General features: G+C 74.6%; 17 protein-coding genes. 5 read left to right on the forward strand and 12 right to left on the reverse strand.

Annotated features, from left to right (window positions below):
- Positions 1 to 3 precede the first annotated feature (3 nt).
- From ACZ7N4_RS27365 to ACZ7N4_RS27395, 7 genes are all read right to left on the reverse strand, one after another.
- Positions 4 to 180, reverse strand: coding sequence for a hypothetical protein (locus ACZ7N4_RS27365; RefSeq protein WP_471362664.1), 177 nt, complete (start codon positions 178 to 180; stop codon positions 4 to 6).
- A 153-nt stretch (positions 181 to 333) separates the two neighbouring features.
- Positions 334 to 987: a hypothetical protein gene (locus ACZ7N4_RS27370; protein WP_471362933.1), complete on the reverse strand. Its 654-nt coding sequence runs from the start codon at positions 985 to 987 to the stop codon at positions 334 to 336.
- Positions 988 to 1,147: 160 nt separating this feature from the next.
- Positions 1,148 to 1,945, reverse strand: coding sequence for a type III pantothenate kinase (locus tag ACZ7N4_RS27375; protein ID WP_467930836.1), 798 nt, complete (start codon positions 1,943 to 1,945; stop codon positions 1,148 to 1,150).
- 5 nt (positions 1,946 to 1,950) lie between these two features.
- On the reverse strand, positions 1,951 to 2,937 hold the full coding sequence (gene nadC / locus ACZ7N4_RS27380) for a carboxylating nicotinate-nucleotide diphosphorylase (RefSeq protein WP_471362667.1): 987 nt from the start codon (positions 2,935 to 2,937) through the stop codon (positions 1,951 to 1,953).
- Positions 2,938 to 2,962: 25 nt separating this feature from the next.
- Positions 2,963 to 4,660 (reverse strand): L-aspartate oxidase, encoded by a 1,698-nt coding sequence (locus ACZ7N4_RS27385; RefSeq protein WP_471362669.1) that lies wholly within the window; start codon positions 4,658 to 4,660, stop codon positions 2,963 to 2,965.
- The gene (gene panC / locus ACZ7N4_RS27390) at positions 4,657 to 5,649 is read right to left on the reverse strand and encodes a pantoate--beta-alanine ligase (protein ID WP_471362671.1); all 993 of its coding nucleotides are present in this window, start codon (positions 5,647 to 5,649) and stop codon (positions 4,657 to 4,659) included. Before panC ends, ACZ7N4_RS27385 begins: the two co-directional genes overlap by 4 nt.
- A complete protein-coding gene (locus ACZ7N4_RS27395; RefSeq protein WP_471362673.1) occupies positions 5,646 to 6,620 on the reverse strand; it encodes a Rossmann-like and DUF2520 domain-containing protein in 975 nt (324 codons plus the stop codon). The genes panC and ACZ7N4_RS27395 overlap by 4 nt, the downstream gene beginning before the upstream one ends.
- Before the next feature lie 183 nt (positions 6,621 to 6,803).
- Between ACZ7N4_RS27395 and ACZ7N4_RS27400 the strand changes: the two genes are divergently transcribed.
- Entirely contained in the window at positions 6,804 to 8,003 is a 1,200-nt protein-coding gene (locus tag ACZ7N4_RS27400; RefSeq protein WP_471362674.1) for a threonine aldolase family protein, read from the forward strand.
- Here ACZ7N4_RS27400 and ACZ7N4_RS27405 read toward each other — a convergent pair.
- Complete coding sequence (locus ACZ7N4_RS27405) at positions 8,000 to 8,206, reverse strand: hypothetical protein (RefSeq protein ID WP_471362676.1); 207 nt, start codon at positions 8,204 to 8,206, stop codon at positions 8,000 to 8,002. The two genes, ACZ7N4_RS27400 and ACZ7N4_RS27405, sit on opposite strands and share 4 nt — an antisense overlap.
- A gap of 162 nt (positions 8,207 to 8,368) precedes the next feature.
- Between ACZ7N4_RS27405 and ACZ7N4_RS27410 the strand changes: the two genes are divergently transcribed.
- Entirely contained in the window at positions 8,369 to 9,472 is a 1,104-nt protein-coding gene (locus ACZ7N4_RS27410) for a DUF5937 family protein (RefSeq protein WP_471362677.1), read from the forward strand.
- 325 nt (positions 9,473 to 9,797) lie between these two features.
- On the opposite strand, the gene ACZ7N4_RS27415 is transcribed toward ACZ7N4_RS27410, so the two are convergent.
- Both ACZ7N4_RS27415 and ACZ7N4_RS27420 read right to left on the reverse strand, forming a co-directional pair.
- Positions 9,798 to 10,469 carry a response regulator transcription factor gene (locus tag ACZ7N4_RS27415; RefSeq protein WP_356151294.1) on the reverse strand — a complete coding sequence of 224 codons (672 nt, stop codon included), beginning with the start codon at positions 10,467 to 10,469 and terminating at the stop codon, positions 9,798 to 9,800.
- Positions 10,470 to 10,540: 71 nt separating this feature from the next.
- Positions 10,541 to 11,746, reverse strand: a complete 1,206-nt coding sequence (locus tag ACZ7N4_RS27420) for a sensor histidine kinase (protein ID WP_471362679.1) — start codon at positions 11,744 to 11,746, stop codon at positions 10,541 to 10,543.
- 118 nt (positions 11,747 to 11,864) lie between these two features.
- Here ACZ7N4_RS27420 and ACZ7N4_RS27425 point away from each other — a divergent pair, with 118 nt between their 5' ends.
- Entirely contained in the window at positions 11,865 to 13,151 is a 1,287-nt protein-coding gene (locus ACZ7N4_RS27425; protein WP_471362681.1) for an SAM-dependent methyltransferase, read from the forward strand.
- Between the two features lie 45 nt (positions 13,152 to 13,196).
- On the opposite strand, the gene ACZ7N4_RS27430 is transcribed toward ACZ7N4_RS27425, so the two are convergent.
- Positions 13,197 to 14,348, reverse strand: a complete 1,152-nt coding sequence (locus ACZ7N4_RS27430) for an NADH-quinone oxidoreductase subunit D (RefSeq protein WP_471362683.1) — start codon at positions 14,346 to 14,348, stop codon at positions 13,197 to 13,199.
- Between the two features lie 31 nt (positions 14,349 to 14,379).
- Here ACZ7N4_RS27430 and ACZ7N4_RS27435 point away from each other — a divergent pair, with 31 nt between their 5' ends.
- A complete protein-coding gene (locus ACZ7N4_RS27435) occupies positions 14,380 to 14,895 on the forward strand; it encodes a PH domain-containing protein (RefSeq protein ID WP_471362686.1) in 516 nt (171 codons plus the stop codon).
- Entirely contained in the window at positions 14,892 to 16,229 is a 1,338-nt protein-coding gene (locus ACZ7N4_RS27440; RefSeq protein WP_471362689.1) for a PH domain-containing protein, read from the forward strand. Before ACZ7N4_RS27435 ends, ACZ7N4_RS27440 begins: the two co-directional genes overlap by 4 nt.
- Before the next feature lie 85 nt (positions 16,230 to 16,314).
- Here ACZ7N4_RS27440 and ACZ7N4_RS27445 read toward each other — a convergent pair whose 3' ends face one another.
- Entirely contained in the window at positions 16,315 to 17,628 is a 1,314-nt protein-coding gene (locus ACZ7N4_RS27445; RefSeq protein ID WP_471362691.1) for a hypothetical protein, read from the reverse strand.
- Positions 17,629 to 17,662: the final 34 nt, after the last annotated feature.

The following is a 17,662-nucleotide window of genomic DNA, read 5'->3' on the forward strand; positions in this document are numbered from 1 at the left end:
CGCTCAGGCGTCGCCCGCGGAGGTCTTCGGCGCGGTCTCCGCGCGCGCGAGGGCGGCGTCGACGGCCGCGTCCTCCTTGGCCTTGGCGGCCCCGCCCTGGGTCTTCACGATCACCCTGACCACACCGATGAAGAACACGGCCATGACGACCGGGGGCACGAGCGCGGAGACATAGTCCATGCCTCCAGAGTAGCCAGGCCGAAAGCCCCGAAAGGTACGGGGTGCACCCGATCGCCGGAGCCGGGGAGGCCACACGGGTGAGCGGGCCGTGCGGCCGCCACCGGGGCTCGGAAGCCGCACGGTGTGCGGGTCGGCGGGCGCGTCCGGCGTGGGCTAGCCCGCGGCCAGCCGGCGGGGCTCCGGGTCGGACGGCGGGGCCGGCTTGCCGCGCGGGAAGACCTCGCCCGGGGTGGGGATGGGGCGCCTCGGGGCCGGACGCTCCCCGGGGGCGGGGGCCGGCTGGGGGCCGGGCTTCTCCGCGGGCTCCTGCGGGGCCCTGGACGGCTCCTCGGCCTCTCCCTCGCCCAGGCGGACCCCGGGGTCCCCCGCGCCGCCCGCAAGGGCCAGCAGGCGGGTCCGCGCGGGCGGTACGGCGGGCGCCGGCACCTTGCGGGCGCCCTGCGCGAACCGGGCCCGTACGTCCTGCTCGGCCAGCGTCCGGCAGCGGTCCAGCAGGGCCGCGGCCGCGGGGTTCCCGCGCAGCGCCCGGAGCGCGGCGAGGTCGTCCGGCGTCGGCCGGTGCCCGGCGCCGAGCGCCTCCTCCAGAAGGCTCAGGTAACCGGCGGCGGTGCCCGGCAGGGCGGCCCGGTAGCGGCCCAGGTCGGCCACCAGGAAGGCGCGCAGCCTGGCCCCCTCGCACATCGCCTCGTCGAGCGACTCGGCGAGCCGGAAACAGTCCTGCACGTCCTCGGCGGAGGCGTGGCCGGGGTGGAGGGCGAGGGCGAGGGCGCGGCGGAGCACACGCAGCTCCTCCACGCCGAACGCCATGCCGCCGCGGGATCCGTATGGCGTGGGCATGCGGCGACGCTACCGAACTAATCGGACAAAAGTGTCGAATCCGGATGCTGTTGTGCCGCGTGTCGTTCCGGGTTTCCCTCGTCCGGTGCCACCGGCGGGGGCCGGTGCCCGAGCGGGCACCGGCCGTCCCTCACAGCCGCGACACGTTCCGCTCGTAGACCAGGCGCAGCCCGATGAGCGTCAGCCACGGCTGGTGCTCGTCGATCACCGAGGACTCCCCCAGCACCACCGGCGCGAGCCCGCCCGTGGCGATCACCGTGACGTCGTCGGGATCGTCGGCCAGCTCCCGGGCCATCCGGCCGACCACCCCGTCGACCTGCCCGGCGAAGCCGAACACGACGCCCGACTGCATGGCCTCCACGGTGTTCTTGCCGATCACGTTCCGCGGCCGGGCCACCTCGATCTTCCGCAGCTGCGCGGCCCTGATGCCCAGGGCCTCCACCGAGATCTCGATGCCGGGGGCGATGACCCCGCCGACGTACTCCCCGCGCGCGGAGACCGCGTCGAAGGTGGTCGCCGTGCCGAAGTCGACGACGATCGCCGGGCCGCCGTACAGCTCGTTCGCCGCGACCGCGTTGATGATGCGGTCGGCGCCGACCTCCTTGGGGTTGTCGAACTGGATCGGCACGCCCGTCTTCACGCCCGGCTCCACGAGGACGGCGGGCACGTCGCCGTAGTACCGCCGGGTGACCTCGCGCAGTTCGTGCAGGACCGAGGGGACGGTCGCGCAGATCGCGATGCCGTCGATGCCGTCGCCCAGTTCCTCGCCGAGCAGCGGGTGCATGCCCATCAGGCCCTTGAGCAGCACCGCCAGCTCGTCCGCCGTCCGGCGCGCGTCCGTGGAGATGCGCCAGTGCTCGACGATGTCCTCGCCGTCGAACAGGCCGAGGACGGTGTGTGTGTTGCCGACGTCGATCGTGAGCAGCATGGCCGTTACTCCGCCTCGCGCAGGTCCAGGCCGATGTCCAGGATCGGCGAGGAGTGCGTGAGGGCGCCCACGGCCAGGAAGTCCACGCCGGTCTCGGCGTACGCGCGCGCGGTGGCGAGCGTCAGCCGGCCGGAGGCCTCCAGCAGCGCCCGGCCGCCGACGATGCCGACGGCCTCCTCGCACTCGCCGGGGGTGAAGTTGTCCAGCAGGATCAGGTCGGCACCCGCGTCCACGACCTCGCGCAGCTGGTGCAGGGTGTCGACCTCCACCTCGATCGGCACCTCCGGGAAGGCCTCCCGTACGGCCTTGAAGGCCTGCGCGACGCCGCCGGCGGCGACCACGTGGTTGTCCTTCACCAGGGCCGCGTCCGAGAGCGACATGCGGTGGTTGACGCCCCCGCCGCAGCGGACGGCGAACTTCTCCAGCGAGCGCAGGCCCGGGGTCGTCTTGCGGGTGTCGCGCACGCGCGCCTTGGTGCCCTCCAGCACGTCCGCCCACGCGCGCGTGGCGGTCGCGATGCCGGACAGCCGGCACAGGATGTTCAGCGCGCTGCGCTCCGCGGTGAGCAGGTCACGCGTGCGCGTGGTGACCGAGAGCAGCTTCTGCCCGGCCTCGATCCGGTCGCCGTCCTCGACGTGCCGCTCGACCTCGAACTCGTCCGTGCAGACCACGGAGAGCACGGCCTCGGCGATCCGCAGGCCGGCCACGACGCCCGCCTCGCGCGCGGTGAAGTCGGCGGTGGCCACCGCGTCCTCGGGGATGGTGGACACGGTCGTCACGTCCACACCGCCGTCCAGGTCCTCCTGGATGGCGACGTTGGCGATGTCCTCGACCTCCACGGGGTCGAGTCCGGCAGCTGCCAGCAGCTCGGCGAGCGCGGGGTCGAGCCCGCACTCCGCGTACTCTGCGGCTTCCTCGTCACTCTCCGCGCCGCAGGCGCAGCCGTCGCCGCAGCCGCCGGTCGGGGCGAGGGGAAGGTCGTCGGTGCTCACGTCTGTCACTGCTCCTGGGGCGCTGTTACCGGATAGGGGGGAAGTCTGCGGTGTCGGTGGTGCGGACGGCCAGCGACCGGTCCGGGTTGAGCCGTACGACGATGTGGCGCCGCCAGTCGGTGTCGTCCCGCTCGGCGTGGTCCTCGCGCCAGTGGCAGCCGCGGGTCTCCTCGCGCAGCCGGGCCGCGGCGACCAGGACCCGGGCCACGCACAGGAGGTTCGTCGCCTCCCAGGTGTCCACGCCGGGCTCGGCGGTCTTGCCGTTCTCCCGGAGAGCGTCGCGGGCCTCGGTGTGGAGCTTCTGGAGCTGGTCCGCGGCCCTGGCGAGGGACCCTTCGGAGCGCAGCACACCGGCGCCCTCGGTCATGATCCGCTGGATGGCGAACCGGGTCTCGGGGGCGAGCAGCGGGTGCGCGGGCTTCCCGGGGTCCGGGACCGCTGCGGGCACGCGCGCGTGGAGGCCGCCGTCCGCGTGGGCGGCGGCGATGTCGGCGGCGATCCGCTCGGCGTACACCAGCCCTTCGAGGAGGGAGTTGGAGGCGAGCCGGTTGGCGCCGTGCACGCCGGTGCAGGCGACCTCGCCGCACGCGTACAGGCCGGGCACGGTGGTCCGGCCCCGCGCGTCGGTGCGGACGCCTCCGGAGGCGTAGTGGGCGGCCGGGGCGATCGGGATGGGCTCGGTGACCGGGTCGATGCCGTGGGCCCGGCAGGCGGCCAGGATGGTCGGGAAACGGTGCTCCCACATGTCCGCGCCGAAGTGCCGCGCGTCGAGGAACATGTGCTCGGCGTCCTGCTCCAGCATCCGCCGCAGGATGCCCTTGGCGACGATGTCGCGCGGCGCCAGCTCCGCCAGCTCGTGCTGGCCGACCATGAAGCGCACGCCGTCCGCGTCGACCAGGTGGGCGCCCTCGCCCCGCACCGCCTCGGAGACGAGCGGCTGCTGCCCCTCGGCATCCGGGCCGAGGAAGAGCACGGTCGGGTGGAACTGCACGAACTCCAGGTCGCTGACCTCGGCGCCCGCCCGCAGCGCCAGCGCCACTCCGTCGCCGGTCGACACCGACGGGTTGGTGGTCGCGGAGAACACCTGGCCCATGCCGCCGGTCGCGAGGACCACCGCGGGGGCGTGCACGGCGCCCACGCCGTCGTGCTGGCCCTCGCCCATCACGTGCAGGGTGACACCGGCCGTACGGCCCTCGGCGTCCGTCAGCAGGTCCAGCACCAGGGCGTTCTCGATCGTGCGCACCCCGCGCGCGTGGACGGCCCCGACGAGCGCCCGGGAGACCTCCGCGCCGGTCGCGTCGCCGCCCGCGTGCGCGATCCGGCGCCGGTGGTGGCCGCCCTCGCGGGTGAGGTGGATGTCGCCGCGGTCGTCGGTGTCGAAGTGTGCGCCGGTGGAGATCAGCCGCCGTACCGCGTCGGGGCCCTCGGTGACGAGGATCCGTACGGCCTCCTCGTCACACAGGCCCGCGCCCGCGACCAGGGTGTCGCCCAGGTGCTGCTCGGGGGTGTCGCCCTCGCCGAGGGCGGCGGCGATGCCGCCCTGCGCCCAGCGGGTGGAGCCGTCGTCCAGGCGGGCCTTGGTGACGACGACCGTGCTGAGGCCGGCCGCCTCGCAGCGCAGCGCCGCGGTCAGGCCGGCCACGCCGGAGCCGACGACGACCACGTCCGCGGAGATGGCCCAGCCGGGTGCGGGTGCGTGCAGTCGTATGCCTGTGCTGGTCACGAGGCGGCTCCGAAAGTGAGAGGGAGGTTGTCGATCAGCCGGGTCGTGCCGACCCGGGCGGCGACGGCGAGGACGGCCTCGCCGGTGAAGCCGTCGCCGATCTCGGTGAAGTCGGCGGGGTCGACCAGTGCGAGGTAGTCCAGCCGCAGCGGCGGGTCGAGTCGCACGGCCTCGTCCAGCACCTGGCGGGCGGCGGCGCGGACGGCCGCGGGGCCGCCGGGCGCGGCGGTGGCCACCGCGTGCGCGTCGGCCGCCGCGCGGGACTCCCCTATGGCGCTCAGCGCCTCGGCACGCGCGCGCGTGGAGGGCACTTCGCGGGCCCGCGCGCGCAGCGCCTCCTGTGCCGCGTGCCGGTCCCGGCCGGCGAACAGCGCGCGGGACAGCGCGAGCGCGGTACGGCGCTCGTCCGGCGAGAGGTAGCGGTTGCGGCTGGACAGGGCGAGCCCGTCCTCCTCGCGCACGGTCGGTACGGCGACGATGTCGACGCCGAAGTTCAGGTCGCGCACCATGCGCCGGATCAGGGCCAGCTGCTGGGCGTCCTTCTGCCCGAACAGGGCGGCGTCCGGGCGGGTGAGGTGCAGCAGCTTGGCGACGACGGTGAGCATCCCGTCGAAGTGCCCGGGCCGCGAGGCTCCCTCCAGGCGCTCGCCCATGGGGCCCGCGGAGACGCGCACCTGGGGTTGGCCGCCCGGGTAGACCTCGTCGACGGAGGGTGCGAACACCGCGTCCGCGCCCGCCTGCTCGGCGAGTTTGAGGTCGGCGTCGAGGGTGCGCGGGTAGCGGTCGAGGTCCTCCCCGGCGCCGAACTGCAGCGGGTTCACGAAGACCGTGACGACGACCTCGCCGTCCGGGCCGGCGGTCTCCCGCGCGGTGCGGATCAGGGTCGCGTGGCCCTCGTGCAGGGCGCCCATGGTCATCACGACGGCACGGCGGCCGTGGCGCACGCGCGCGTGCAGCTCCGCGGCGGTGCTGAGCAGGGCGGTGGTCATCGGTCGTTCCCCTCGGTGCCGGTCGTGCCGTCGGTTCCCTCGTCTCCCCGGCGTGCGTGGCTCGCGTGGCCTCCGTCGGCGAGTACCCCCAGGAGGTCCTCGGCGAGTTCCGGCTTCAGCAGGCCCTGGGCGAGCGCGCGGTCGGCGGTCGCGCGGGCCATCGCCAGGTAGCCCGCCACGGCCTGCGGGGCGTGCCTGCGCAGCTCGGTGACGTGCGCGGCGACCGTACCGGCGTCCCCGCGCGCGACGGGCCCGGTCAGGGCGGCGTCGCCGGAGCGCAGGGCGTTGTCCAGGGCGGCGCCGAGCAGCGGGCCGAGCATCCGGTCAGGTGCCTCCACACCGGCCGTGCGCAGCAGCTCCATGGACTGGGCGACCAGGGTCACCAGGTGGTTGGCGCCGAGGGCGAGGGCCGCGTGGTACAGCGGGCGGTTCTCCTCGCTGATCCACTCCGGCTCGCCCCCCATCTCGATGACGAGGGCCTGGGCGGCCAGCCGCAGCTCCTCGGGCGCGGTGACGCCGAACGAGCAGCCGGCCAGGCGCTGCACGTCGACCGGGGTGCCGGTGAAGGTCATCGCCGGGTGCAGGGCCATGGGCAGCGCGCCCGCGCGCAGGGCCGGGTCCAGCACCTTGGTGCCGTACCGGCCGGAGGTGTGCACGAGCAGCTGTCCCGGCCGTACCGCGCCGGTCTCGGCGAGGCCGGCGACCAGGCCGGGCAGGGCGTCGTCGGGGACGGTGAGCAGCACCAGGTCGGCACGCTGGAGCACCTCGGCGGGCGGCACCAGCGGGACGTCCGGGAGCATGGCCTCGGCGCGCCTGCGAGAGGCGTCGGAGACTCCGGAGACGGCGACCGGGCGGTGCCCGGCGAGCTGGAGGGACGCGGCCAGCGCGGGGCCCACGCGACCGGCGCCGACGACACCGACGGTGAGCCGCGCGGGGCGGTCCTTGAGGTCTGGCTGGTGGACTGTACTCACGCGACGGCGGCCTTCCCGTTCCAGTCCGCTCTGGGTACCGGACGATTTCTCGTCATGTTAACGCTATCGGGTGGGGCGGCGGCCGGCCGTCCACAGGCTGTGGGTTACGCCACGCCGGCCCGACGGTGCCGCCGGGCGCTTATCCCGGTGCCCCGGTCACTCCGGCACGGCATGATCCACGGCATGACCGACACGGCTGAACAGCGCACAGAGCACGACGGGCAGGACGGGCAGGACATGGAACAGGCGGCGCGGAAACGGTTCGAGCGGCGCCGGGCGGCCCAGCGGCAGGCGCGGCGCACGCTGTCCCGCGGGGGCTGGACGGGCACGCTCCGCGAACGCCTCACGGAGCTGACGGAGGCGGCGGACGGGGTCTACGACCTGGACGAGCCGGCCGACGTCTACGGCGACCGCGTCGTGGCCGCCCTGGAGGAGCGGGTCGCCGCGCTGCTCGGCGCCGAGGCCGCCGCGTTCTTCCCGACGGGCACCATGGCCCAGCAGGTGGCCCTGCGCTGCTGGGCGGCCCGCACCGGCAACCCGGCGGTGGCCCTGCACCCGGCGGCCCACCCGGAGGTGCACGAACGGCAGGCGTTCAGCCAGGTCAGCGGGTTGCGTCCGGTCAGGGTGGGCGGTGGGCGCCGGCTGCCCACGGCCGCCGAGATACGCGACCTGGAAGAGCCCGTCGGGGCGCTGATGCTGGAACTGCCCCTGAGGGACGCCGGTTTCGTGCTGCCCACCTGGGAGGAGCTGACCGAGGCCGTCGAGGCGGCGCGGGAGCGCGACGCGGTGGTGCATTTCGACGGCGCGCGCCTGTGGGAGTGCACCGAGCACTTCGGGCGCCCCCTGGCGGAGATCGCCGGCCTCGCCGACAGCGTCTACGTGTCGTTCTACAAGTCCGTCGGCGGCTTCGGCGGTGCCGCGCTCGCCGGTCCGCGGACGCTGGTGGAGGAGGCGAAGACCTGGCGGCACCGGTACGGCGGCATGGTCTTCCAGCAGTTCCCGACCGTCCTGTCCGCGCTCGTCGGCCTGGAGCGCGAAGTGCCCCGGCTGCCCGAGTACGTACGGCACGCGCGCGTGGTGGCCGCCGCGCTGCGCGAGGGCTTCACGGCGGCCGGGCTGCCCTGGGCCCGCGTCCACCCGGAGGAGCCGCACACCCACCAGTTCCAGGTCTGGCTGCCGTACGAGCCGGAGGTGGCGGCCGAGGCGGCCGTGCGCCAGGCCGAGGAGACCTCGGTGCTGCTCTTCGCGAACGCCTGGGACGCCGGCGGGCCCGGGCTCGCGTTCACGGAGGTCGGCGTCCAGGCCGCGGGACTCGAGTGGACGGCGGACGACGTGCGCGCGGCCGTACGGGACTTCGTGGACCGCCTGCCCGGGAGGTCCTAGAGGGCGCGGGGGCCCAGCCAGCGGCTCAGGGTGCGCCGGAGCCGCCCGCGCACCGGGCGTCCGGCGATGACCGCGCGGAAGCGCCGGTGGTCGCGCACCTCGCGGACGAGGCGCAGGTCGTGGTGGCCCGGCGCGGGCGGCCCGGGCTCGCCGTGCACGCGGGCACGGTAGCTGTCGAGGAGGTACTGCTGGGTGATGCTCATGGCGAACGGCCTTCTCGGGACGTGGCTGATCGGTGACTGCTCGGGCTCCGCGGCTGCCCCGGTGTCCTCAACGCTGCCCCTGGTCGGCGCGGATGTCCCGTGGATTGACGGCTGCCGTCAATCCACGGGGGCGCTGTCGGTGGCCCGGTGCACCATGGGGGCATGAGCGTGACCATCGACATCACCGGTCTGCCCCCGGAGAGGGTCTCCGTCGTGCCCTCCCCGCTGGCGGAGCTGGGGATGGCGCTGCACGCGCTGAGCGAGCCCGGACACCACCCGGAGCTGCAGGGCTGGGCCACCGCCGTGTCCACCCGGCTGGACCCGGGGCTGGCCGACCGGTTGTGCGAGGCGGACTTCCTGTGGCGTTCGACGTTCTCGGACGTCTTCGCCCCCTTCGCCGGCATCCCGGGCGGGCGCGCGCTGCCCGGGGCCACGCTCGCCGAGGAACTGGACCAGCTGGACAAGCTGACGGACGAACAGTTCGTCAACGCCGCCCTCGAGTTCACCTGCCAGCTGCGTTACGACGTACAGGAGCCCGGCCCGCTGGACGACCCGGAGCTGCGCCGGCGCTCCCTGGAGCTGGCCGCCGCGCGCGGTGCCGTACAGGAGCGGTTCACGCGCCGCCTGCTGGCGGACCCGCCCGTCGTGCGCGCCTGGTTCCGGCAGTTGATGCGCGACTGCGAGGACGCCTTCTTCGCCGACACCTGGGCCCGCATCCAGCCCCAGCTGGCCGCGGACGCCCGGCACAAGACCGAACTGCTGCGCCGCAAGGGGCTCGGCGAGGCCCTCGCGTCCCTGTCCGGAGCCATCTCGCTGGACGAGGAGGCCGGGCTCGTCACGGTCGACAAGCTGTTGGTGGGCCGCACCGCCACCGGTGACGGAGGTCTGGTGCTGGTGCCGACCAGCCTCGGCTGGCCGCACGTGCTGGTCCTGCACCGGTACGGCTGGCAGCCCTCGATCACCTACCCCGTGAGCGGTTCCCGGCCGCAGGCCCCGTCCGTGGAGCAGCTCACCCGCCGGCTGGAGGCGCTGGCGCACCCGGTGCGGATACGGCTGTGCCGGCACCTCGCGCGCGCCCCGCACACCACCAGCGAACTGGCCGACGCACACGGCATGTCGGCGCCCGAGATCTCCCGGCACCTGAGCGTGCTGAAGAAGGCGGGCCTGATCACCGACTGCCGGCGCGGCCGGTACGTCCAGCACCAGCTGAACCTGTCCGCGGTGGCCCGGCTGGGCAGCGACTTCATCGAGGGCGTCCTGCGCTGAACGGGGGCCGGGAGGCAGCCGTCGGAGCCGGCATCCGGGCGGCGGCCGTCCGAGCCGGAGCCCGGACGACAGCCGTCGGAGCCTGAGCCGACACCGGGGCGTCAGCCGTCCCCACCGGGGCCCGGGCGTCAGCCGTTCGACCCAAGGCCCGGGCCAGAGCCGTCGGAGCCGGAACCGGAACCAGGGCGCCAGCCGTCCCCACCGGAGCCCGGGCGGCAACCGTCAACCGTTCGACCCGTGGCCCGGGCGGCAGCGGCCAGCCGTCCCGGAGCAGGGCCCGCGCGGCAGCCGTCAGCCGTCCCGGAGCAGGGCCGCGCGGTCGTCGTCAGCCGTGTCCGCCCGCCCGTACCAGTCCCGTCTCGTACGCCAGCACGACCACCTGCACCCGGTCGCGCAGTCCGAGCTTGGTCAGGATGCGGCCCACGTGGGTCTTCACGGTCGCCTCGCTCAGCACCAGCCGGGCCGCGATCTCGCCGTTGGACAGGCCCTGCGCGACCAGCACCATCACCTCGCGCTCCCGCTCGGTGAGCCGCCCCAGCTCCTTGTGCTGGGGCTCCTTGCCGGCGGAGGGCAGCATCGGCGCGAAGCGGTCCAGCAGCCGCCGGGTGGTGGAGGGCGCCACGACCGCGTCCCCGCTGTGCACGGCGCGGATGGCGGCGAGGAGATCGCCGGGCGGGACGTCCTTGAGCATGAAACCGGAGGCGCCCGCCTTCAGCCCGGAGAAGGCGTACTCGTCCAGGTCGAAGGTGGTCAGGATGAGGACCTTCGGCGGGTTCGGGTCCGCGCAGATGCGGCGGGTGGCCTCCACGCCGTCGAGTTTCGGCATGCGGACGTCCATCAGGACCACGTCGACGGCGGTGGACCGCAGCACCTGGAGCGCCTCCACGCCGTCGCCCGCCTCCGCGACGACCTCCATGTCCGGCTGGGCGGCGAGCACCATCCGGAATCCGGTGCGCAGCAACGCCTGGTCGTCCACGAGCATCACGCGGATCGTCATCGGGTCTCTTCCGTTCGGGGTTGGTGAGGGTCAGGGAAGGTCGGGGAGGACCGGGGAGGGACAGGGGTCGGTCAGTGCGCCGGTTTGAGCGGCAGCAGGGCGCTGATGCGGAATCCTCCGCCGGGGCGCGGGCCGGCGTCCAGGGTGCCGCCGACCATGCCGACACGTTCGCGCATGCCGATCAGACCGTGGCCCTGTCCGTCGGCGCCCCCCTCCTCGTACAGCTCGTGCGGGGCGCCCTTGCCGTCGTCCTCGACCAGCAGGCCGAGTCCGTCGTCGAAGTAGACCAGGCGCACGCTCGCGCCCGCGTTCGGCCCGCCGTGCTTGCGCGTGTTGGTGAGCGCCTCCTGCACGATCCGGTACGCGGTCAGCTCCACGCCGCTGGGCAGCGGGCGCGGGGTGCCCTCCACCTTGAAGTCGACCGGCAGGCCGGAGCTGCGGCACTGCTCGACGAGGTCGTCGATCTGCTCGACGTCGGGCTGCGGGACGTACTCCCCGCTCTCCTGGTGCTCACCGGTGCGCAGCACGCCCAGCAGGCGGCGCATCTCGGCCAGCGCCTGGCGGCCGGTGGAGGAGATCGTCTCCAGGGCCTTCTTCGCCTGGTCGGGCGCGGCGTCCATGACGTAGGCGGCGCCGTCGGCCTGCACCACCATCACCGACACGTTGTGCGCGACGACGTCGTGCAGCTCGCGTGCGATCCGGGCGCGCTCGGCGGCGACCGCGACCTTCGACTGCGCCTCGCGCTCCTTCTCCAGGCGGGCCGCGCGCTCCTCCAACTGGGCGAAGTAGGCGCGCCGGGTGCGCATGGAGTCGCCCAGCACCCAGGCGAGGGCGAAGGGCACCGTCTGGAACACCGCTATCGCGACCTGCCCGGGGAGGCTGGCCTGCTCCTCCGGCCAGCGCATCTGGGCCACCGTCGCCGCGCAGAGGCTGACGACGAGGGCGAGCCGGGAGGCCCAGCGGGCGCCGACCGCCGCGACCGTGTAGGTGATCACGAGCATGGCGAAGTCGGCGACGGTCGTCTCGACGTCCAGGACCAGCTGGGCCAGTCCGATCACGAGCGCGACCAGCAGCATCGGCTCCGGGAAGCGGCGGCGCAGCGCCACGACGGCGGACAGGGCCGCGGACACCGCCATGCCCTCGGGGACCGTCCCCTGGTGGCCGGGGGTCCCGTCGAGGTTGACCACGCTCACCGCGGACACCCCGAGCAGGACGACGGCCCAGAAGGCGTCGACCCAGGCCGGGTGGCGGCGGAGGAAGTCATAAAGGCGCTGCACGTAACCCAGAGTAGGGAAACCGGATGCGTGCATGGGTCAACCGTTGGGCCGATCCGTGCTCGGCGCGCGTACTCCCCAAGGTGGATACCGTGATCATCGGTGCGCCTAGTCTGGTCCGGTGACGGATGAGACGACGGCGGAGGGCGGCCGCGGGAATCCCGGCCCGCGCGGCTGGCGCGCGGCGGCCGAGGCGGCCCTGTACGGCCCCGGCGGGTTCTACCGGCGCCCGGAGGGCCCGGCTGGTCACTTCCGTACGTCCGTGCACGCCTCCGCGCTGTTCGCCCGGGCCGTGGCCGGGCTGCTGTGCCGGGTCGACGCGGCGCTCGGCCGGCCCGAGGTGCTGGACTTCGTCGACATGGGGGCCGGGCGGGGAGAGCTGGCCGGCGGGGTGCTCGCCGCGCTGCCGGCCGACGTGGCGGCACGCGCGCGCGTGTACGCCGTGGAGATCGCCGGCCGCCCGGCCGGCCTGGACGACCGGATCACCTGGCGGAGCGACCTCCCGGACGCGGTCACCGGGCTGCTGTTCGCCAACGAGTGGCTGGACAACGTCCCGGTGGACGTCGTGGAGGTGGACTCCGCGGGCGTGCCCCGGCTGGTGCTCGTGGCGGAGGACGGCTCCGAGCGGCTCGGGGAGCCCGTGAGGGGCCCGGCGGCCGACTGGCTCGCGCGCTGGTGGCCGCTGCCGCCCGAGGAGGGGCTGCGGGCCGAGATCGGGCTGCCCCGGGACCGGGCCTGGGCGGCGGCCGTGGACCGGGTGGCGCGGGGGCTCGCGGTGGCCGTGGACTACGCCCACACCGTGGACGCGCGCCCCTCGTTCGGCACCCTCACCGGGTTCCGGGAGGGTCGCGAGACGGCACCCGTGCCGGACGGGTCGTGCGACATCACGGCCCACGTCGCCCTGGACGCGTGCGCTGCGGCGCCCGGTACGGGCCGGGCGCCCTCGGGCACGGCGCGCACGGCGTACGGCACGGGATGCGCTTCCATCCGGGAGCCGTCCGACACGGCGTGCACGGCGTCCGACACGGCGCGCGCTTCCTTCCAGGCGCCGCCCGAACCGGCGTACGCGCTGCCCAGCACGGCACATGATCTCTCTCTCGCGCCTCAAGACGCGGCGCACGCACCTCCGGTCACGGCGCACGGGACGCGCACACCAGCGCGCGCACTTCCTCCTGCGCGTCTGCTCACGCAACGCGCCGCTCTACGCGCCCTGGGTCTCACCGGCGTACGCCCCCCGCTGGCGCTGGCCTCCACGGATCCGTCCGCCTACGTCCGCGCCCTGGCGAGCGCCGGCGAGGCCGCCGAGCTGACGGCTCCGGGTGGTCTCGGCGACTTCGGCTGGCTGCTCCAGCCGGTGGGCATCACGGACCCCCTGGGAGAGGACCCGCCGGCCCCGCAGGACCGGTGAACCGCGCCCCCACAACCGGTGAACCGCGCCCTGGGCCCCCGCCGCCTACTTGTCGATGTCTCCGACCACGAAGAACATCGAGCCCAGGATCGCCACCATGTCCGCCACCAGCGTCCCCGGCAGCAGCTCGGTGAGCGCCTGGATGTTGTTGTACGAGGCGGAGCGCAGCTTCAGCCGGTACGGGGTCTTCTCGCCCTTGCTGACCAGGTAGTAGCCGTTGATCCCGAGCGGGTTCTCGGTCCACGCGTACGTGTGTCCCTCGGGCGCCTTCAGCACCTTCGGCAGCCGCTGGTTGATCGGTCCGGGCGGCAGTTCGGCGATCCGGTCCAGGCAGGCGTCGGCGAGGTCCAGCGCGTTGTGGGTCTGCGCCAGCAGCACCTCGAAACGGGCGAGGCAGTCGCCCTCGGTCCGGGTCTCCACCTTCAGCGTGTCCTGAAGCTCGCCGTAGGCCAGGTACGGCTCGTCGCGGCGCAGGTCGAAGTCGACGCCCGAACCGCGCGCGATGGGCCCGCTCACGCCGTAGGCGTGCACGGTCTCCGGTGCCAGCACGCCCACGTCCCGGGTGCGCCCCCGGAAGATCTCGTTGCCGATGACGAGGTCGTCGAAGACGTCCATGCGCGAGCGCACGTCGGCGACGGCGGCACGCGCGCGTGCGGTCCAGCCGGCCGGCAGGTCCTCCTTGAGGCCGCCGACGCGGTTGAACATGTAGTGCATACGGCCGCCGGAGACCTCCTCCATGACGTTCTGGAGCACCTCGCGCTCCCGGAAGGCGTAGAACACCGGCGTGATCCCGCCCAGCTCCAGCGGGTAGGAGCCGAGGAACATCAGGTGGTTCAGCACCCGGTTCAGCTCCGCGAGCAGAGTGCGCGTCCACACCGCCCGCTGGGGGACCTCCATGCCGAGCATCCGCTCCACGGCGAGGACCACGCCCAGCTCGTTCGAGAACGCCGACAGCCAGTCGTGGCGGTTGGCTAGCACGATGATCTGCCGGTAGTCGCGGGCCTCGAAGAGCTTCTCGGCGCCGCGGTGCATGTAGCCGATCACCGGCTCCGCGCGCACGATGCGTTCCCCGTCCAGCACGAGCCTGAGCCGCAGCACGCCGTGCGTGGACGGGTGCTGGGGTCCGATGTTGAGCACCATGTCGGTGCTCTCCGCCGCGCCGCCGATGCCGACCGTGGTCTCCGTCGTAGGAGTCATGGCCCCAGTTTCCCCTACGTACGCTGGCCTCATGGAAACGGGGAGCGGAACGGAGAGCCCGGCAGGGGCCGGGGCGCCGGCGCAGCAGCCGGTGTGGCGCGGGCTGGAGCCGGGGCTGCTGAGGGTGCGCCGGCTGCTGCTGGTGGTGTGGACCGGGGTGCTCGCGGTCGCCGCGGGGGTGCTGCCGGGGCTTTTCGCGGGGCCCGCGTGGGCGGCCTGCGCGCTGCTTCCGCCGGCCTTCGCCGCCTGGGGCTGGTGGTTGCTGGAGCGCAACTGGCGGTCCTGGCGGTACGCCGAGCGCGCGGACGACCTGCTGATCAGCCGCGGTGTGCTGTGGCGTGAGGAGACGGTGGTGCCGTACGGGCGGATGCAGCTGGTGGAGGTGACCTCCGGGCCGTTGGAGCGGCGCTTCGGGCTGGCCACCGTGCAGCTGCACACGGCCGCCGCCGCGACCGACGCGACCGTCCCCGGCCTGGACCCGGCCGAGGCGGAACGTCTGCGCGACCGGCTCACCGAGCTGGGCGAGGCACGATCGGCAGGCCTGTGACGACCCCCGGACACGCCGACGACGGCATACCGCAGCGCCCGCCCGTCACCGAGCGCCGCCTGCACCCGGTCACGCCCTTCCGGCGGGCGTGGGCACCGCTCGCCGTGCTGGCCGGCTGGGTGGTGCACGACCCGAACGGCGCCCAGGAGCAGCTGACCCGGCTGACCGGCACGATGCTCCTGCTGGGCGTCGCGGTCCTGGTGCCGGCGGCCGGCCTCTACGGCTTCCTGTCCTGGTGGTTCACGCACTACGCCGTCACCGACACGGAGCTGCGCATACGGACCGGGCTGCTGTTCCGGCGGACCGCGCACATCCGGCTGGAGCGGATCCAGGCCGTGGACGTCTCCCGGCCGCTCCTCGCGCGCGTGGCGGGGGTCGCGAAGCTACGGATCGACGTCGTGGGGACCGACGACAAGGACGAGCTGGCGTTCCTGGGCGAGCGGGAGGCGCGTGCCCTGCGCGCGGAGCTGCTCGCGCGCGCGGCGGGCTTCGCGCCCGAGACGGCGCGCGAGGTCGGAGAGGCGCCGGCGCGGGCACTGTTGCGCGTGCCGCCGCGCGAGCTGGCGCACTCCCTGGTGCTGACGGGCGCCACCTGGGGTTCGCTGTGCGCCGCGCTGGTCGTCCCGACCGTGCTGTGGCTGGCCACCGGCAACCCGTGGACGGTCGTCGCGAGCGCCGTGCCCCTGCTCGGCACGGCCGGCGCGAGCAGTGCCGGGCGGTTCGTCACCGAGTTCGACTGGACGGTGGGCGAGTCCCCGGACGGGCTGCGCATCGACCACGGGCTGCTCGACCGGACGCACGAGACGGTGCCGCCCGGGCGGGTGCAGACCGTGCGGATCGTGGAGCCGCTGCTGTGGCGGAGGCGCGGCTGGGTGCGGGTGGAACTGGACGTGGCCGGCTCCGAGAACTCGGTCCTGGTACCGGTCGCCCCGCGCGCGGTCGCCGAGGAGGTCGTCGCGCGCGTACTGCCCGGTGTGACCGTGCCCCGGGAACTGTCGCGGGTGCCGCGCCGGGCGCGGTGGTGCGTGCCGGTGTGGTGGCGCGGGCACCGGCTGGCGGTCACCGGCACCGTGTTCGCCGCCCGGAGCGGTCTGCTGCGCCGCCGGCTCTCGCTCGTCCCGCACGCGAAGGTGCAGAGCGTACGGCTCACCCAGGGGCCCTGGCGGCGCCGCTGGGGCCTCGCCGACGTCCATGTGGACACCGGGGCCGGCAAGACGGTGACGGCCCGGCTGCGGGACGCCCAGGACGCCGCCAGGCTCCTGACCGATCAGGCGGAGCGCTCCCGCACAGGCCGCCGTCAGGCCCTCCCCGACCGCTGGATGACCACCGACTGACCGACGTCCGCCCGTCGAAGACGCCACCGGCCCGGCTCCCTCTCGGGAAGGCCGGGCCGGTGCCGGTGTCCGGGGCTGACGGGTCTCAGGAGGCCGCGGTGCGCAGGCCGTGGACGTCGATCTGCTCGGTCTCGTCGTGTGCCGTCAGGTCGATGACCTGGCCGACCTCCCGGGACCGCGCGTCGGCCGGCTTGAACCCGGCCTCCGACTCGGCCTTGTGCACGGCGAGCGCCTCCGCGCCGACCACGTCGGCGAGGTCCTCGTTCTGCACCGAGTCCAGCGTGGCCTTCGGCGCGCCCTTCTGGGTGCCGAAGAAGTCGAACCCGCCCTCGACCACCGGGCGCCGCGCGGGCGCGGCCGGTACGACGGCCACCGCGGTCGGCACCGTGAAGTGCCCGGCGGGCGGCTGCCCCGCGGGGTGGGCGGCCCCGACCGCCCGGGAGGCGTCCGCGCCGTCCGTCACGGCTGCCGCGGCGTGCTCTCCTTTGGCGACCGCCTCGCCCCCGGCGGCGGCGCTCTCCGCACTCTCCGGCTCGGATGCCTCCGACGGCTCGGCCGCTTCCGACGACTCGGACGCCTCCGGCCGGCCCGACGCCTCCGACCGCTCAGCCGTGAGCGCGAGCACGCCCTCGGTGTCCGCGACGCTCTCGACGCCCTCGGCACCCTCGGAGTCCGCCACCGGCTCAGCCGTCCCCGAGCCGACGCATCCGGACTCAGCCTCCGCCTCGGCAGCCTCCGCAGCATTCACCTCGGCCTCGGAATCCGCCTCGGCCTCGGCCCCGCCGGCAGACCCCCCGTCGAACCGGGCCAGAGCCCTCAGCGCCCGCCCGTACAGCCGGGCGCCCTCGGGGGAGAACACCGTCGGCCGCTCCTCGGTACCGCGCTCCTCCGGCGTCCCGGGCGCCGGCGGTTCCGCGCTCCGCGCGGGCGGCAACGCGGGCACCGACGACTCGATCTCCAGCAGCCGCCGCCCCTCCAGGGCGCTCGCGCGCTCGGTCTCCGCGGTGGCGTACCGACGCAGCAGGGCCGCGTGCTCGTTGCGCAGGCCGGCCAGCTCCGCCCGCTTGGCGCGCAGCCGCTGCTCCAGCTTGGCCCGCAGTTCGCGGGACTCCTCCAGGTCGGTCTCCAGTTCGGCGACCCGTTCCTCGTGCCGCCACTCGTCACCCGCACGCGCGCGCGTGAGTTCGGCGACCTGCTTGCCCGCCTGCGCGTCCCAGCGGCGCATCACGACCGCGCCGACGACCGCCGTCGCGGCGGCCGCCGCGGCCAGCGCGCGCAACACGGTGGCCTCGGAGAACACCCATGGACCCAGCGCGCAGACGACGGAGACCCCGGCGATCGCCGAGGGGGGCAACAGCCGGTGCAGAGGCGGGGAATGGCGGTGGCGTCCACGTGGCATGGCCAGAAACTTACCGCGCGTAGGCGAATCGTGG

The sequence above is a fragment of the Streptomyces sp. NPDC107654 genome, from assembly GCF_055639035.1.

Bases quoted from the DNA above. Each gene is read 5' to 3' on its own strand.
- ACZ7N4_RS27365 (WP_471362664.1), bottom strand. From the start codon at position 180: ATGGACTATGTCTCCGCGCTCGTGCCCCCGGTCGTCATGGCCGTGTTC.
- ACZ7N4_RS27370 (WP_471362933.1), bottom strand. From the start codon at position 987: ATGGCGTTCGGCGTGGAGGAGCTGCGTGTGCTCCGCCGCGCCCTCGCC.
- ACZ7N4_RS27375 (WP_467930836.1), bottom strand. From the start codon at position 1,945: ATGCTGCTCACGATCGACGTCGGCAACACACACACCGTCCTCGGCCTG.
- panC (WP_471362671.1), bottom strand. From the start codon at position 5,649: ATGACCACCGCCCTGCTCAGCACCGCCGCGGAGCTGCACGCGCGCGTG.
- ACZ7N4_RS27400 (WP_471362674.1), top strand. From the start codon at position 6,804: ATGACCGACACGGCTGAACAGCGCACAGAGCACGACGGGCAGGACGGG.
- ACZ7N4_RS27405 (WP_471362676.1), bottom strand. From the start codon at position 8,206: ATGAGCATCACCCAGCAGTACCTCCTCGACAGCTACCGTGCCCGCGTG.
- ACZ7N4_RS27410 (WP_471362677.1), top strand. From the start codon at position 8,369: ATGAGCGTGACCATCGACATCACCGGTCTGCCCCCGGAGAGGGTCTCC.
- ACZ7N4_RS27415 (WP_356151294.1), bottom strand. From the start codon at position 10,469: ATGACGATCCGCGTGATGCTCGTGGACGACCAGGCGTTGCTGCGCACC.
- ACZ7N4_RS27430 (WP_471362683.1), bottom strand. From the start codon at position 14,348: ATGACTCCTACGACGGAGACCACGGTCGGCATCGGCGGCGCGGCGGAG.
- ACZ7N4_RS27435 (WP_471362686.1), top strand. From the start codon at position 14,380: ATGGAAACGGGGAGCGGAACGGAGAGCCCGGCAGGGGCCGGGGCGCCG.
- ACZ7N4_RS27445 (WP_471362691.1), bottom strand. From the start codon at position 17,628: ATGCCACGTGGACGCCACCGCCATTCCCCGCCTCTGCACCGGCTGTTG.